The sequence below is a fragment of the Planococcus sp. 107-1 genome (genome assembly GCF_021513255.1).
Lineage (GTDB): Bacteria > Bacillota > Bacilli > Bacillales_A > Planococcaceae > Planococcus.
In genome coordinates this window covers 2,260,116-2,275,881 of record NZ_CP090977.1, presented here as the reverse complement: position 1 = coordinate 2,275,881, position 15,766 = coordinate 2,260,116, and the positions used below count along the sequence as shown (strand labels likewise).

Annotated in this window: 17 protein-coding genes; 14 read left to right on the top strand and 3 right to left on the bottom strand. The window is 43.2% G+C overall.

Annotated features, from left to right (window positions below):
* Nucleotides 1–159 precede the first annotated feature (159 nt).
* From sigI to L0M13_RS11965, 4 genes are all read left to right on the top strand, one after another.
* A complete protein-coding gene (gene sigI / locus L0M13_RS11980) occupies nt 160–915 on the top strand; it encodes an RNA polymerase sigma-I factor (RefSeq protein ID WP_311195563.1) in 756 nt (251 codons plus the stop codon).
* Nucleotides 915–2,249 (top strand): anti-sigma-I factor RsgI family protein, encoded by a 1,335-nt coding sequence (locus L0M13_RS11975; protein ID WP_235196714.1) that lies wholly within the window; start codon nt 915–917, stop codon nt 2,247–2,249. Before sigI ends, L0M13_RS11975 begins: the two co-directional genes overlap by 1 nt.
* A 118-nt stretch (nt 2,250–2,367) precedes the next feature.
* Complete coding sequence (locus L0M13_RS11970) at nt 2,368–3,717, top strand: TrkH family potassium uptake protein (protein ID WP_235196713.1); 1,350 nt, start codon at nt 2,368–2,370, stop codon at nt 3,715–3,717.
* A 116-nt stretch (nt 3,718–3,833) separates the two neighbouring features.
* The gene (locus tag L0M13_RS11965; protein ID WP_235196712.1) at nt 3,834–4,277 is read left to right on the top strand and encodes a MarR family winged helix-turn-helix transcriptional regulator; all 444 of its coding nucleotides are present in this window, start codon (nt 3,834–3,836) and stop codon (nt 4,275–4,277) included.
* Nucleotides 4,278–4,365: 88 nt separating this feature from the next.
* Here L0M13_RS11965 and L0M13_RS11960 read toward each other — a convergent pair whose 3' ends face one another.
* Together L0M13_RS11960 and L0M13_RS11955 are read right to left on the bottom strand one after the other, a co-directional pair.
* On the bottom strand, nt 4,366–5,085 hold the full coding sequence (locus L0M13_RS11960) for a hypothetical protein (RefSeq protein WP_235196711.1): 720 nt from the start codon (nt 5,083–5,085) through the stop codon (nt 4,366–4,368).
* Between the two features lie 55 nt (nt 5,086–5,140).
* The gene (locus L0M13_RS11955; protein ID WP_235196709.1) at nt 5,141–5,755 is read right to left on the bottom strand and encodes a CPBP family intramembrane glutamic endopeptidase; all 615 of its coding nucleotides are present in this window, start codon (nt 5,753–5,755) and stop codon (nt 5,141–5,143) included.
* A gap of 212 nt (nt 5,756–5,967) precedes the next feature.
* Here L0M13_RS11955 and L0M13_RS11950 point away from each other — a divergent pair, with 212 nt between their 5' ends.
* The 5 genes from L0M13_RS11950 to L0M13_RS11930 all read left to right on the top strand — a co-directional run bounded on the left by L0M13_RS11950 (nt 5,968) and on the right by L0M13_RS11930 (nt 10,588).
* Nucleotides 5,968–6,156, top strand: coding sequence for a hypothetical protein (locus L0M13_RS11950; protein WP_235196708.1), 189 nt, complete (start codon nt 5,968–5,970; stop codon nt 6,154–6,156).
* 27 nt (nt 6,157–6,183) lie between these two features.
* A complete protein-coding gene (locus L0M13_RS11945; RefSeq protein ID WP_235196707.1) occupies nt 6,184–7,119 on the top strand; it encodes an AAA family ATPase in 936 nt (311 codons plus the stop codon).
* A gap of 2 nt (nt 7,120–7,121) precedes the next feature.
* A complete protein-coding gene (locus L0M13_RS11940; protein ID WP_235196706.1) occupies nt 7,122–8,276 on the top strand; it encodes a DUF58 domain-containing protein in 1,155 nt (384 codons plus the stop codon).
* A complete protein-coding gene (locus L0M13_RS11935; RefSeq protein WP_235196705.1) occupies nt 8,273–9,496 on the top strand; it encodes a DUF4129 domain-containing protein in 1,224 nt (407 codons plus the stop codon). Before L0M13_RS11940 ends, L0M13_RS11935 begins: the two co-directional genes overlap by 4 nt.
* Before the next feature lie 219 nt (nt 9,497–9,715).
* Nucleotides 9,716–10,588, top strand: coding sequence for an NAD(P)-dependent oxidoreductase (locus tag L0M13_RS11930; protein ID WP_260107774.1), 873 nt, complete (start codon nt 9,716–9,718; stop codon nt 10,586–10,588).
* Between the two features lie 53 nt (nt 10,589–10,641).
* Here L0M13_RS11930 and L0M13_RS11925 read toward each other — a convergent pair whose 3' ends face one another.
* A complete protein-coding gene (locus tag L0M13_RS11925) occupies nt 10,642–11,103 on the bottom strand; it encodes a YkyB family protein (protein WP_235196703.1) in 462 nt (153 codons plus the stop codon).
* 153 nt (nt 11,104–11,256) lie between these two features.
* Between L0M13_RS11925 and fadH the strand changes: the two genes are divergently transcribed.
* The 5 genes from fadH to dapD all read left to right on the top strand — a co-directional run bounded on the left by fadH (nt 11,257) and on the right by dapD (nt 15,759).
* On the top strand, nt 11,257–12,024 hold the full coding sequence (gene fadH, locus L0M13_RS11920; protein ID WP_235196702.1) for a 2,4-dienoyl-CoA reductase: 768 nt from the start codon (nt 11,257–11,259) through the stop codon (nt 12,022–12,024).
* Between the two features lie 103 nt (nt 12,025–12,127).
* Nucleotides 12,128–12,571, top strand: coding sequence for a cyclic-di-AMP-binding protein CbpB (gene cbpB / locus L0M13_RS11915; RefSeq protein ID WP_052651020.1), 444 nt, complete (start codon nt 12,128–12,130; stop codon nt 12,569–12,571).
* Nucleotides 12,572–12,637: 66 nt separating this feature from the next.
* Nucleotides 12,638–14,116 carry an MDR family MFS transporter gene (locus tag L0M13_RS11910; RefSeq protein ID WP_235196701.1) on the top strand — a complete coding sequence of 493 codons (1,479 nt, stop codon included), beginning with the start codon at nt 12,638–12,640 and terminating at the stop codon, nt 14,114–14,116.
* Nucleotides 14,106–14,981, top strand: a complete 876-nt coding sequence (locus tag L0M13_RS11905; RefSeq protein WP_235196700.1) for a transcriptional regulator CcpC — start codon at nt 14,106–14,108, stop codon at nt 14,979–14,981. The genes L0M13_RS11910 and L0M13_RS11905 overlap by 11 nt, the downstream gene beginning before the upstream one ends.
* Before the next feature lie 64 nt (nt 14,982–15,045).
* Nucleotides 15,046–15,759 carry a 2,3,4,5-tetrahydropyridine-2,6-dicarboxylate N-acetyltransferase gene (gene dapD, locus L0M13_RS11900; protein ID WP_235196698.1) on the top strand — a complete coding sequence of 238 codons (714 nt, stop codon included), beginning with the start codon at nt 15,046–15,048 and terminating at the stop codon, nt 15,757–15,759.
* Nucleotides 15,760–15,766 lie beyond the last annotated feature (7 nt).

The following is a 15,766-nucleotide window of genomic DNA, read 5'->3' as shown; positions in this document are numbered from 1 at the left end:
TTCCTTCGGGAGGCTTTTTCTTTTGGAAAATTATTCTTTAGATGCGGACATAAAGATGTAAAAATCTCCGAATATATATAGAGAGCAAGTTAACTCTTCCTTTTCATTTCGAAATGCTGCCGTTACAATCAGGAGTAGTGAAGAAATGAAAAGAGGTGAATGGTCATGCTTTTGTCTGCAATAACAGGGTTATTTGGTCGAGATGGTAAACATTCTGCTGAAGAATTAGCGCTGCTCGCCAAAGCTGGGGATGAAGAGGCTTTAAATGAATTGCTTCAATCTTATGCCCCTTTTGTAAAAAAAACTGCAGCACAAGTATGCAAACGATTCATCGATCAGCATGATGACGAATGGAGCATTGCGTTGTCAGCATTTCATGAAGCTGTTAAAGGATACGAAAAAGATAAAAATGCTTCCTTTCTAACGTTTGCCCATTTAATCATTCGCAGAAGAGTGATTGATTTTATTCGAAAAGAAAGTAACCGCTCGGAATTCAGCCATGATTTCCAAGTTCAGATAGATAGTGATGAGACCAATCATTGGATTGAAGCCGATGCAGCTATCAAACATTACGATGTAAAAAAGCAAGCAGAGATCCGCAAAGAAGAAATTCACTTATATGAGCAGATGCTCGCAGAATACAAGCTCAGTTTCCAAGTCTTAGCTAAAGTTTCACCTGCTCATGAAGATGCTAGAAAAACGGCCGTGCAAATTGCACAGATGATAGCAGAAACAGAAGAATACTTTGACTATCTTTACGAAAAAAAGAAATTGCCGATTAAAGAAATTGAACAACATGTCAAAGTGTCCCGAAAAACCATTGAACGGAATCGGAAGTATATTATCGCTATTATTATTTTGATCAAAAGTGATTTACATTATTTAAAAGATTATTTAAAGGAGCGGTTGCTTTAATGCAGATGCAAAAAGGAATTTGTCTGGAATTGAATAAGGACCGCTCCGTCTTCATCTTAAAGGATGGCAGATTTGTAGAGGGCCGCCCAGCGGATGAAGCGGCTGTCGGAGAAGAGGCTTATTTCTTTCCGAAAGTAAAAAAAGCCAAAAGCCGCGTAGGGATGATGTTGGCACCGGCTGTGTTAGCGGCGGCCATCCTCATGCTTGTTTTATCAACAGTACTTCCTTCAAATGAAGCTTATGCCTATGTGCAGATAGAAGTAAATCCGAGCATTGAAATGGGAATTGATGAGAATTTCCGAGTGGTATCGTTAAGGGAACTAAATAAAGATGGCCTGGAAGTCATTTCGAAGATAAAGGATTGGGAAAATCTATCGGTAGATGAAGTTCTGGAAAAAGCCATCCTGTTGTCATTACGGGAATCGACAGAAGAAGTGACCATTACAACGGTAGTGACTGGCGATGAAAAAGAAAGTTTGGCTGATCTCGAAGCTGCGGTATTGGCTGTTTCAGCTAAAGTGGCAAAAGAAAAATTAGAAGTCCATTTAAAAGAAGCAAGCCCTGAGCAATGGAGAAAATCTATTAAGGAAAATGTGCCAGTCGGCCAAAAAGTAGAGGACTTTAAAGTTTTTGAGGAATCTTCAAAAACGAAAGAAACTCCGGCGGACAGCAAGCCGCCTTTAAAAGAAAAAAGTAAGCAGAAAGATCCGGTAAAAGCACCGCCTGACTCTTCTGAGCAGAACAAAGAAAATCTTGCACCAGAACAAGAGAAGAAAGCGACAGCACCGGAACGTTCAAATCGAGCAACTCCTCCTATACAAGAGAAAAAGCAGACGCCGACTGGCCAAGATAAGAAAAAGACGACGCCACCTGGCCAAGAGAAAAAGCAAACACCGCCAGGACAGGAAAAGAAAAAAGCAACGCCGCCTGGCCAAGAGAAAAAACAAACACCGCCAGGACAGGAAAAGAAGCAAACACCGCCAGGACAGGAAAAGAAAAAGGCAACGCCGCCTGGACAGGAAAAGAAGCAAATACCTCCAGGACAGGAAAAGAAAAAGGCAACGCCGCCTGGACAGGAAAAGAAGCAAACACCTCCAGGACAGGAAAAGAAGAAGGCAGCGCCGCCTGGCCAAGAGAAAAAGCAAACACCGCCAGGACAGGAAAAGAAAAAGGCAACGCCGCCTGGACAGGAAAAGAAGCAAACACCTCCAGGACAGGAAAAGAAGAAGGCAGCGCCGCCTGGCCAAGAGAAAAAGCAAACACCGCCAGGGCAAGACAAGAAAAATCCAGATGGACAAACTGGAAATAATAAAGGGAAAAACGGAAAAGAGTAGAAGTCCTTCTTCTGCTCTTTTCGCTTGTTTTAGGAAAGTAATTTATTTTATCCTTTCTTTTTCCACATTCTTTTCATAGAATAAGGAAAGAAGATAAGGCTGAAGGGAATTAAAAGTTATGAATAAATCGCTGCAAAAAATTAGGTCATTAACGCCTGCGCAGGTAATCGTTTCGTATTATTTCGTAGCGATTGCCTTTTCCTTTTTGCTGCTCAGCTTGCCGAAAGTGCATTTGCCTGGGGTTGAAATAAGCTGGATTGATACATTATTCACAGCTGTGAGTGCAGTAAGTGTGACAGGATTGACGGTTATCAATATTTCAGAAACCTACTCTATTTTCGGCATTGCGATTTTACTGTTCATCCTGCAATTAGGCGGGATCGGAATCATGTCCATCGGGACATTTTTCTGGTTATTGGTCGGCAAGCGCATCGGGTTGAGAGAGCGCCAATTGATTATGGTAGACCACAACCAATTCAACATGTCCGGAGCGGTTAAGCTGATTCGGGAAATCATTAAAATCCTTTTGCTGATTGAAGCAGTCGGAGCCATTATTTTCACTTTGTATTTTACGCAGTATTACGATGGATTCGACGAAGCCATGCTGCAAGGGATTTTTGCTTCAGTCAGTGCAACGACCAATGGTGGATTTGATATTACTGGCCAGTCGATGGCTCCTTATTTTAATGATTACTTTGTGCAAATCATTAATATGATCCTGATCATCTTAGGGGCAATCGGTTTTCCTGTATTGATCGAACTGAAAGAATTTCTATCCAATAAAAACAAGAAATTCCGTTTTTCGTTATTCACGAAAATCACGACCGTCACGTTCGGAGGATTATTGGTGATAGGAACCGTGGTTTTGCTGGCTTTCGAATCTTTTAAAGCTTTTAAAGATTATTCTTGGCATGAAACGCTTTTTGCTGCGATGTTCCACTCTGTTTCTTCCCGTTCTGGCGGGATGACAACTATGGATATCACTCAATTTAGTGAAGCGACCAATCTGTTTATGAGTGCATTGATGTTTATTGGCGCTTCGCCAAGTTCAGCTGGAGGCGGTATTCGGACAACGACTTTTGCCATTGCGCTTTTGTTCTTGATCAATTTCGCACGGGGAAAAAATACGATACAAATATTCAAAAGAGAAATTCAATTGATTGATGTATTCCGGTCTTACGCTGTAATTATCCTTGCAGGATTCATGGTCTTGGCAGCAACAATGGCATTGATCTTAACAGAGCCGGCTGCTAGCCTCATCGAAATTGTGTTTGAAATCACCTCAGCATTTGGAACTTGCGGAATGTCGCTCGGCATCACCGAAGACTTATCCAGTCCGGGTAAATTGATCATCATGGCATTGATGTTTATCGGACGGGTTGGCTTGATCTCGTTCCTGTTCACGATAGGTGGAAAGACTGATCCAACAAAGTTCCATTATCCTAAAGAACGCGTGATCATCGGGTAAAGATTTGCTTGCTTTAAATACAGAAAAAGCCACAAAAAGACTATAAACCGTGCCTTTTTTCGATTTAATGATTATAATTGGTATAATAGATTTTTAATCGGAAATGAGTGAAAAGAATGAATGAAGATATAAAGCAATCGTTGAAATTATTTATCGTGATGTCGCGCGCACATAAAGCGATTTCTGAACAAACCAATCAATTTTTCCAAGCAAATGGCGTGAATCCGACAGAATTTGCTGTCTTGGAGCTTCTTTACCATAAAGGCAAACAGCCTCTGCAGAAAATTGGCGGTAAAATCCTGCTTGCGAGCGGATCTATTACGTATGTTATTGATAAGCTGGAGAAAAGGGGCTATATCACGCGCGTCAATTGCCCGTCTGACCGTCGTGTCACTTACGCTGAAATATCCGAAGCCGGTAATGAATTTATGAGCCAGATCTTTCCAGAACATGAAAAGCATCTCCATGAACTGACAAATGCCTTATCGAGTGAAGAAAAAGAGCAAGCCATCGAATTGATGAAAAAACTTGGATTGTCGATCAAGGATTTATCTTATTAAGAACAGCAGAAACAGGCATTGAAGAGTAATACCCTTTAAATTTAGTAAGCATCAAAAAAAGCAGCCTTTATAGGCTGCTTTTTTTCGTTTAGTTGGTTGAGTCGATGGTTTGTCCCATTTTGATAAAGTCAGGAGTCGCATCAATAGCGGTTTTATCGAAAATAGTAAGGCGTACAATCATGTCATCTTTTTCATAAACAACGCCAGTCACTTTTCCATCTTCGCTTGAAACTTCATAAACGGAGGAGTTGATGTACTCTTCTCCGTCCAGTTCTGCCCCTTCAGTCATTTCCGCTTCGCCGTTTGAGGCTTGTACAGTCTGTTTCATGATGTCTTCTGCATAAGCAAAGTCGAGGTCGTCAGGTGAGAAAGTTTCCACACGCATGAATACGGAAGAATCTGAAGTAAGGAATAGTGAATCTTTTCCAGGCTCTTCAGAAGTAAGCTCATAGGCAGGCAATACCGTGATTTCATATGCTTGTTCAGGGCTTTGTGTTACAGTGCCTTCTGTTTCAGGCGCCTCAGCTGCTTCGTCAGCTTCTGCCGCTTCTTCCGTTTCATCAACAGATTCAGAAGGGGCTTCTGTTTCTTCAGGACTTGCATCTTCTTCCGATTCTTCAACGACTTCTGAATCCTCAGCAGTTTCTTCCGCTGGCGTTTCTTCCGCTGTTTCGTTGTCTACCACTTCTTCAGTAGCCTTGTCCGGAGATGATCCGGTATTTTCATCAGTCGTTTCTTCCGACCCGCATGCAGCCAAGAAACCGCCGATTGCTAGAATGGATGCTGCAAATAATAAATTCTTTTTCATAAAAAATTCCTCCCTTTACTCTAGTTGACGCACTCACCTGGCAATATGTTTCATTTTAAACAGCCAATGGCGCTATAAGAAACAATAATACTATCATAACGAGATGTGTGATAATTAGCAAAGGCATGCTGCGCTTCCACTCGTATAAGCCGCCTAGCACCAGGCCGGCTGCCAAGCCTGCAAGGGCACCTAGCCAGAAACCGCTGATGCCGATTGCTAGGGCAAACAGAACACTTGAAAGGAGAATCGTCCATTTCAACGGCATGTATTTCTTCAATTCCTGCTGGACAAACCCTCGCCAAAAAATTTCTTCTCCTGGAACGATTAGGAACATGAGCAGCAAATAATGCCATATTGAGGCCGGAGCATAGGTGTTAAGGAAAGAACGCACAGACTTTTCGACTGCAACCGGTGACCACTGCATCAACTGGAAACCGCCGGCGATCAATGCATAAATCAATCCACCGAAAACTAAGCCGTAGATCAAGGACTTCCATGTCGGCATTTCATCCAATATTTTCGTATAGAGCATGGCGATAGACATTAAGACCAAGATGGAAAATGTATACATATACCAAAAAATAGCAGTATCACGGAAAGCTAAGTCATATAAGAACAGTGCCACCGGGATAAATAAAATCAATTTATGATCTTTTAAAAAAGTGAACATGAAAAATCCTCCTAAAAATGAAAAGCCGTTCTTAAAAATCCAGATCGGCTTGGCTAAGACTGTGTAAGTTATTTTAATGTTGTATACTGTTAAATAAGACCAATTATTTTTGGGTGGTGTAGCTACCTATATTACACATGAAAGCTTAAGGTATCCAATAATTATTATAACAGACGAAAATAGTCGATTTAGGGACGAAAGGAGAATATTCTATGACCAATTACGAAGAAATGCTGGAGCAATTGAAAAATGGCGAGTTGGAATCCATCAAGATTGAAAAAGAGGATTTTTTGGAATTCCGGAAAGTATTAATTAAGCGGCCGGATTTTAAGCATTTTCGAGGGGTAGCTTATCATCACGGCATCACGATTTATACATATACTGAAGAACCATCAAAATAAGCAGCAATACATACAAGGGGGAGCCTAATGGGGACATTGAGCGAAGTTAAAGGTCATTTGAATGAATTGATTGTCGGAAGGGAAAAAGAAATTGATTTTATGTTGATTGCGTTGATCCAGGAAGGGCATGTGTTATTGGAAAGTGTGCCGGGCTCGGGGAAAACCTGGATGGCAAAAGCGTTCGCTGGATCGTTTACAGGGCAATTCCAACGACTGCAATTTACTCCAGACGTCTTGCCGTCTGATGTGACCGGCATCCGTTTCTTTAATCCGAAAATTCAAGAATTCGAGTTGCGTCCCGGCGCGGTTTTGACCAATCTTTTATTGGCAGATGAAATCAACCGGGCTACTCCGAGAACGCAATCGAGTTTGCTTGAAGCCATGGAAGAAAAGCAAGCGACCATCGATGGGGAGACCTTGCAATTGCCAAAACCCTTTATTGTGATTGCTACCCAAAATCCAGTGGAGTCGCAGCAAGGCACGTTCCCGCTGCCAGCGGCCCAATTGGACCGTTTTCTTTTCCGTCTGGAAATCGGTTATCCGACTCCAGAGGAAGAAATGAAAATCATCCGAAACTTCCGGGACAATGTGTCCCATAAAAAAACGATTCAGGCAGTGGCCTCGATTGAGGATGTTCAAGGCTGGTCACAAGAAGCGAAAAAAGTGAAAATCCATGAAGATGTTGAAAGGTACATTATTGGTTTAGTCCGGGCAACACGGGAACATCCGATGATCGAGCTGGGCTTGAGTTCGCGTGCAGCACTGGCTCTTGTCCATGCGGCACAAGGAAAAGCGTTTATCGATGGCCGGAATTTTGTGACGCCTGACGATGTGAAGTATGTATTGAAGCCGGTCGCTCTGCACAGGCTGCTCCTATCAGCAGAAGGCCTGCTCGTTTTAAAGGCGAGCGATGTGCTCCAGGAAATTTCAGAATCTATTCCTTCGCCTGTTGAGGCGATCTAATTATGATGTGGATCCGACATGACCATCATGCTAAAAACACCAAATGGATATTCGGTTTTTTGCTGGTTTTCTTATTTATGGCATTGGTTTTTCTGCAATTTGCTGCTGCTGCCGTTATCGCCTTTATTGCTGCGATTGTGGGCCTTCAATGGCTATATTTTTCTAAAGTCGGCAATGGGCTGGAGTTTAAAAATGAGAAGCTGCGGAAGCGGGTGCTGAACGGAAGTGAAACTTCCTGGGAGTTGGCTTTCGCGAATAAAGGATTGCCGATTTGGGGAGGCAACTTGAAAATCTGGTTTTCTGATGCGGTTCAATCCAAAAGCGATTTAATGGTGAATTACGGAGAATTAGTAGAAATGGATCTGCCTTTAACGGTGGGACGCAATGAGACGATTGTGTTAAAAGTTCCGTTAATCGCCAAGCAACGCGGCTTAGCGCGGTTGAAAAAGATGGAACTCAGCGTCCCGCATCCGTTTGGCGAAGGAAATGTCGTGCTGGAATACAAACCGATGATTCTGCAGGAGCAGCTCGTCTACCCGAAACTCCGGAAGAATCCGTTCCGTTATGCACCATCCCATCAACGGCCTGGCCAGTTCAATTTAAAGCATTCCCTTTTTGAAGATACGTTCCAGCCGATTGGCACAAGAGATTATGTGCCGACTGACCAATTTAACCAAATCCACTGGAAAGCCAGTGCGAGGATGCAAAATTATCAGACGAGAATCGTTGAACGTGTCGCTAATGAGTCGATCTTGTTTGTGATGAATGTAGCTTCTCATTATGCCACCATTACCAATTTAGAAGAACGCATAGAAGAAGTCGCTTCCTATATAGAACATTGCTATAGGGAAGGCATTCCTTATTCTGTAGCGATTAATATCCGGTCCGCCGGAAAAACACCGTATATTTATTTGGCTTCCGGTGAAGGGCAGATGCAGCGCCAAAAAGCGTTGGATTTTCTTTCATTGATCTCAAAGAACCATTCTACAATGCCATTCCGTTCCATGTTGGCGCATTTGGATGTTCATACGGAGCTTCCCTTCACGACTTATCTCCTGATGGAAGATCCAGCTGAGGTGATGGAATTCGCTTCAAGATGGAGTCGAAGAACAGAATTGAAAATGCTAAATGGGATGAAAGGGAGTGAAAGTGCATGATTAGCGCACGCTTTCTTTCTGCCGGCAAATATATGCTCGATGCATTCGCGATTTCACTCATCTTCGTTTTTTTCGCAAATGAAACAGACTTGCCGCTGGCTTTCATTTGGCTCGTTTCAAGTTTTGCTGTTGCTGTTCTTAGCTTTCTCATTTTTGCAAAATGGCCTTATCATGTAGGGGTAGCCTTTGCCCTTTCTGCGCTCACCATGTCAGCGGCAATTTTGCTCGGCGCATCGGTAGGGGTTGCTCTATTATTGATCTTTTTAACCATGTACCGGCTCCATGCCCGCTTTTCGGTTCTTGACGACGGATTGAATGCAGACGGAAATTTCCTGCTGATTTTTGTTCTCTTATTTTCTGCGAGCCTGATCGTGGACTTGTTCAGCCCGTTAGCTGATTCCTCAATGATCATTTTCTCAATTGTAGCTAGTGCCCTTGTTTTCTATGTGTTTTTCCGAATGGCATACCGCTATTTGGAAGCGAGAACACAAGGGGTGAAATTAGGGCAGGCGGTTAGCGCCGCATTAGTGGTAGTTGGAATTTCCGGTGTCCTTTCTTTTCTTGTTTGGTTCCTTGCAGATGAAGTAAGGCAAGGTACTGCATTTGTTTTGGCCGGAATTCTCCGGGTTGTCCTTTGGCCGTTTGCGGGAATTATGGAAAAACTGACGGATTATCTATCCGGTTTATCCACCGAGTCCGAAATGGAAGCGACTTTAGAAAAGATGGGGCCGGATGAAAGTGAAGAACAGGCACAGGAAATCATCCAGTCCGGAAGTTTTGATTTTCCAACCGAAGTCTTCTTGGGAGCTGGGATTATAATGGCTTTAATCGCGTTGATCTTTTGGCTGAAGAAAGTAAAAGTCGAAAAAGGAAACGAAAAGCCGGAAAGTCATGTGTCGGTAGAACGTTTTGCAACCATCCCTGAAAATGTAGAAACTGATGCGAAAAGTCCAATTGTGTACGGAGAAATGGATCTTCAGATTGTCAGAGAAGCATTCCGAGCATTTGATAGGGAAGCAGCAGCGGCAGGGAAAGGGCGACAAGATTTTGAAACGGTGAAAGAGTGGACTGCCCGAATGGCATGGCCGGTTTCGGATAGTTTTTTTCAGACCTATGATTTCGTCCGCTACGGTGAAGGGTCGATATCGGAAAAAGAAGCAACTCCCTTTATAAATGAAATCCAAAAATTGAAAGAAAACTTTTTGAAAAAAGATGTTTAAGAGGGGTTGCCAGCGGGCATAGTATACTTGAACACAGCAACATTCTCATTTCCCCCTTTTGTGGTCGGTCCGGTAACGGGTCGGCCTCTTTTTTTTGCCTTTTTTCCAAATTTGCTTCATAAGTTATTAGCTTACGCAAAGTCGTTAACCTTGAGAATCAATAAATAAGGATGAATGATCAGAAGATTTTTGCTAAACTGATTATACAACTTGAAGGAGATGTTACATATGGAAATAGGATTTATCGGAACCGGAGTTATGGGCAAAAGTTTGGTTAAGCATTTGCTTGAGGCAGGGCATCAAGTTTCCATCTATACCCGCACCGCTAAAAAAGCGGAAGAGCTGATCGAGAAAGGAGCCGTTTTGGCCGAGTCGCCGAAGCAAGTGGCAGAGCAGTCAAATGTAGTATTTACGATGGTCGGCTACCCAAGTGATGTAGAAGAAGTGTATTTCGGTGAAAATGGTTTGCTGAAGCACGCTAGAAAAGGAAGTACGCTGGTGGATATGACCACTTCCAAACCCAATTTAGCTAAACGCATTTTTGAAGAGGCGAAAGCTAATGAGATTGACGTCTTAGACGCCCCGGTATCGGGCGGTGACGTCGGGGCGCAGAAAGCGGTCCTATCCATTATGGTCGGAGGAGACGAAGCCGTTTTCAGAAAATCGCTCCCGTTGCTGCAATTGTTCGGGGAAAACATCGTCTATCAAGGGCCAACGGGTTCTGGCCAGCACACAAAGATGTGCAATCAGATCAATATCGCAACGAATATGATCGGTGTTTGTGAATCTTTGATTTATGCCAAAAAAGCGGGGCTTGATCCTGAAACTGTTTTGCGGTCGATTTCATCGGGGGCAGCAGGTTCCTGGTCGTTATCCAATTTGGCTCCGAGGATGATCGGCGAAGATTTTGCTCCGGGCTTCTATATCAAACATTTTATAAAAGACATGAAAATCGCTGCAGAAGAAGCAGAGCAAATGGGCTTAAATCTTCCAGGGCTGCGCCTTTCACTAGGCATGTATGAAGAACTTGCCGACCAAGGCTTTGAAGAAAATGGCACACAGGCATTGATCCATTTCTACAGCAAATCGTAAAAACGCTATAAAAAATAAAACACCGAAAGCCTATAAGGCTTCGGTGTTTAATATCAATCAAAATAGGATTTTTTCGGCGTGTAGAATCGATCCATTTGCCGCGGCTGATAAGATTTCGTGAACTGTTTTTTCGGTTCTTCTTTTTTCTTCGGCGTAAGGCCGGTCAATTCGCTTAACATTTCTTTCGCCATCTTAAGGTTCATGCGGCTAGGCGGATTTCGATAAGACTCATCGAGCTGGCCCAAATGTTCGAGATTTTCAAAGTCTTCTTTTTTCGGCAGCATGTGAAAATAATAATTTCCGCATTTTACGAGGACTGAAGATTGCTGTTGACTTTTCCGGGGGTTTTTGCTGAAGTGAAGCCCGATCTTTTGGGCGCGTTCTTGAAGAATCATGATAGAAAGTGCTTCTTTTTTCAATGCATACAGATATTGATTGTCCGGCGCAGTTTTAGCGTGCCTATTCACTGTGAAAATGGCTTGGGCGATATCAGAATCTGTTTTTTTAATGGACATGGGCTCATTCCTTTCTTTGACAATTCTTTTACAGTGCAATACAGATTCATCATATCAAAAATCGGTACGAGTGTATACCGGCGCAAATAGTGAATTTCCATTAGTTAAATAATAGGCATATCGGGGAAAATAATGAAAAAGGGGAAATGCATCATGCTAGCAGGAAAAACGATAATTGTAACAGGCGGTTCAAGTGGAATGGGATTGCATATGGCACAAAAATTTGCAGCTGAAGGTGCCAATGTAGTCATCACAGGGCGCGATATGGAAAAATTGAATGAGGCTGTGAAAACCATTGATGCACAGCGGGGATCAGTGGAAGCTTTCCAAATGGACGTCCGTGAACCGGAACATGCAAAAGCGATGGTCAAGTTCACGCATGAAACTTTTGGCAGCATTGATGGCCTAGTCAACAACGCTGCAGGGAATTTCATCGTCCATGCAGAGAAACTGACGCCGAATGGCTGGAAATCCGTCATTGATATCGTATTGAATGGTACTTTTTTCTGTTCCCACGCTGTCGGCAATTACTGGATTGAAAATGGCATCAAAGGGAATATCATCAATATGCTGGCCACATATGCTTGGAATGCAGGGGCTGGTGTCGCACATTCAGCTGCAGCTAAAGCTGGCGTCATGTCATTGACCCGGACATTGGCTGTTGAATGGGGAACGCAGTTCGGCATTCGGGTAAACGGGATCGCTCCTGGTCCGATTGAACGCACAGGCGGAGCTGATAAACTATGGGAATCTGAAAAAGCGGCAAAACGGACATTAGAGTCGATTCCAATCGGCCGCTTGGGCAAACCGGAAGAAGTGGCAGAGCTTGCCGCCTTCATGATGTCGGATAAAGCCTCTTATATGAATGGTGAAATTGTCACTTTGGATGGCGGGCAGTGGTTAAATAAATTTCCATTTTAATACGGAAAGCGAAAGAACAAAATAGAATAGTTCGAATAAAGATGTTATGATGAAATCGAAGTAAGTAGTGTGACTCGTTTAGGATGCAAAAGGAGAAGAGTACATGATTTCATTACCTAGCAGAGATTTTTTAGATACGCCAATTGAAGAATTTATCATTTCATCGGAAAAAGTCGCGCATGTGCAACTTGGAAATAGTGCTGAACATGCATTGCTTGTCTTAACAAAAACCGGATATTCCGCTATTCCCGTATTGGATCCTAAATACCGCTTTTGTGGTTTAATCAATGCCCAGCGGATTACGGATGCTATTTTAGGTTTAGAACACATTGAGTATGAACGTTTGCCTGATATAAAAGTCGACGAGATTATGCAGACAGATTTGCCGCTGATCAACATCACTGAACGTTTTCAACGCGCTTTGGATTTACTGATTGATCAAAACTTTCTATGTGTAGTAGATGCTGAAGGTATGTTTATGGGGATTCTCACGCGCCGAGTCATTTTAAAACAGTTAAAAAAGCAGATTTATCAATTAAGAAAATAATGTTGAATTTATAAGAAGGTCTCATTTTGAGGCCTTTTTTCTGTCAATTGAAAGAAGGGGCAAGAGATGAAAAAAACAAATAGGCCACTAGTACTTGCGGCGGTCATGCTTGCAATGTTTATCGGAGCAGTAGAAGCGACCATTGTGTCAACCGCCATGCCAAGCATTTCTGCAGATCTCGGCGGTTTTGCAAAATACAGTTGGGTGTTTTCTTCGTATTTGCTGATGAGTACCGTAACGGTCCTCCTTTACGGAAAATTATCGGATATATTCGGCAGAAAACCGATTTTTGCAATCGGGGTCCTGCTTTTTTTGTTCGGATCCTTACTCTGCGGTTTAGCGGACTCAATGGAAATGCTTATTTTCTACCGGTTTATCCAAGGAATTGGGGCTGGAGCCGTTTTGCCGATTGCTACGACCATTGTCGGTGATATCTATCCCGCTGAAGAACGGGCAAAAATCCAAGGATATTTGTCGAGTGTCTGGGGAATATCAGCTGTTACGGGACCGGCAATCGGCGGTATTCTCGTGGCAACCATTGGGTGGGAGTATGTTTTCTGGGTGAATATCCCTCTCGGAATCCTGGCTTTGCTCGGTGTTATGCTGTTTTTAGTGGAACCTGCTAAAAAATCGAAGCCTTCGATTGACTATATCGGTGCATTTCTATTAACAGTTTCACTAACGGCTTTCCTCTATTGGTTAGTGGAAGGCGGTGTCGGCTTTCCGTGGGTGTCGGCGCAGTCGGCAGTATTGTGCGGAGGGGCATTGCTCGTCTTTGGATTATTCATTTTAGTTGAGCGAAAAGCAGTGGATCCGATGATGCCGTTTGATATTTGGAGTAATCGTTCCATTTTATATGCGAACCTCGTTTCACTTTTCACAGGCATTATATTAATTGCGGTATCGAGTTATTTGCCTACATATGTAACAGGAGTGATGGAACAATCCGCTACAGTGGCTGGCTTCACCTTAACTGCGATGTCCATCGGCTGGCCGATTGCCTCTTTCTTTTCCGGAAAGCTGCTGATTAAATTCGGCTATTTCAAGACGTCGTTGGCAGGCGGTGTCTTTCTCGTGATCGGCACGCTTCTCTTCGTCTTGATGGAACCGGGATTCGGACCATTTTGGGCGGCGATGTCGAGTTTCTTCGTAGGAGTCGGGATGGGGCTGACAAGCACTTCTTTTATCGTTTCCATTCAAGCAGCGGTTTCTTACGAGCAGCGCGGATCTGCGACAGCTTCCAATGTGTTCATGCGGAATTTAGGAAGCACCATCGGAGTCGCTTTGCTTGGAAGCCTTCTGAATTCTTCCCTATTAAAGTATTTTAATGAACGAGAACTGAATTTGAATTTGAATTCAGTAAACGAATTGCTGACACAAAAAGGAAGGGAAGCGATACCGGCTGAAACATTAGTCTATTTACAAGATGCTTTGGGCGGTGCGTTGCAGAATGTCTACGGCGTGACAGCATTGTTTGCCGGCATCAGCTTCCTGTTGATTTTCGGTTTGCCAAGAAAGAAAGGGTTGAACGGCGATGTCCAATGAAGAGTTAATCATAAAAATTTTAGCTGAAGAAGGGAATATGCGAAAAGCTGCGGAACGATTATTTCTTTCACAGCCGGCGCTTTCCCAAAGGCTTCAGACAATTGAAAAAGATTGGGGTGAACAATTATTCATCCGTTCCCAAAAAGGATTGACCCCGACACCTGCGGGCGAATTGGTCATTGAATACGCCAATGAAATGATTCTGCGCAAAGAAGAAGTGTTTGAAGTTCTTCATACATTGACATCGAAAGTCCATGGGACGTTAAAAATTGCCTGTGCCACAATCATTGGACAAAACTGGCTGCCGAAAGTCTTAAAAGATTTTGTGACGCTCTACCCGGAAGCGAAAATTCAGCTGATCACCGGCTGGAGTTCTGAAATTGTCCGTGCTTTATACGAAGGGGAAGCTCATATCGGAATTGTACGTGGACATACGGACTGGAAAGGGCCTAAAATCCACTTGTTCAAAGATACGCTGTATTTGGTCGATAAGGAAATTCAAACTTTGGCTGAAGTTGTGAAAACCGAGCGCCCTTTCATCCAATTTAAAAGCGACTCGAATTATTACGAAGAAATTCAGCAATGGTGGCAAAAGCATTTCTCCTCCAATCCAAAACGCCAAATTACAGTCGATCAAATCGAGACTTGCAAGCAAATGGCGGTCAATGGAATCGGCTATGCGATTTTGCCTTCTATTACATTAAGCGGTACGGAAGGGGTTCATATGATGCCGCTTTCGAGCAGTGCAGAAGAATTGGAATTGACCCGGGACACATGGCTGATTGGCTATGATGCGGCGTTTCAATTAAGGCAAGTTGAGGCATTTGTCGATATAGTCAAAAAACATGCCGCTTTATTAAGCTAAAGTGATGAATTTAGTTGCTATGTCCGTTATAATTACAGCATAACTTATGGAAAGAGGTAGAATAATGGAACAAATGAATGCAGAACAGATTATTTCGTACATACAGAATGCAAAAAAATCCACACCAGTGAAAGTTTACATAAAAGGCCAAGGCGTAGCTGACTTGGATTTTGGAAAAGAAGCAAAAGTATTCGGTGAAGGCAACAATGCAGTTGTTTTTGGGGAATGGGTTGAAATCCAGAAAGCTCTTGAAGAGCATGCCGCTGTTATTGAAGATTCAGTCGTCGAAAATGACCGGAGAAACTCGGCAATCCCATTATTGGATATGAAAAACATCAATAGCCGCATCGAACCGGGTGCGTTTATCCGTGAAAATGTGGAAATTGGCAATAATTGCATCATCATGATGGGCGCTGTCATCAATATCGGAGCAGTCATCGGAGATGGCACCATGATTGACATGGGCGTTATTCTTGGCGGCCGTGCAACAGTAGGGAAGAATTGCCACATTGGTGCTGGTGCAGTGCTAGCCGGTGTTATCGAACCAGCATCTGCAACCCCGGTAATTGTGGAAGACAATGTGATGATCGGCGCAAATGCCGTTGTATTAGAAGGCGTACGCATCGGCAAAGGTGCGGTTGTTGCTGCTGGAGCGATTGTTATTGAAGACGTTCCTGAAAATGCAGTAGTCGGTGGTACGCCAGCGCGCGTTTTGAAATTGATGGACGAAAAAACACGTGCGAAAACGGAAATTAAACACGAACTTCGCCAATTATAATAGGGGA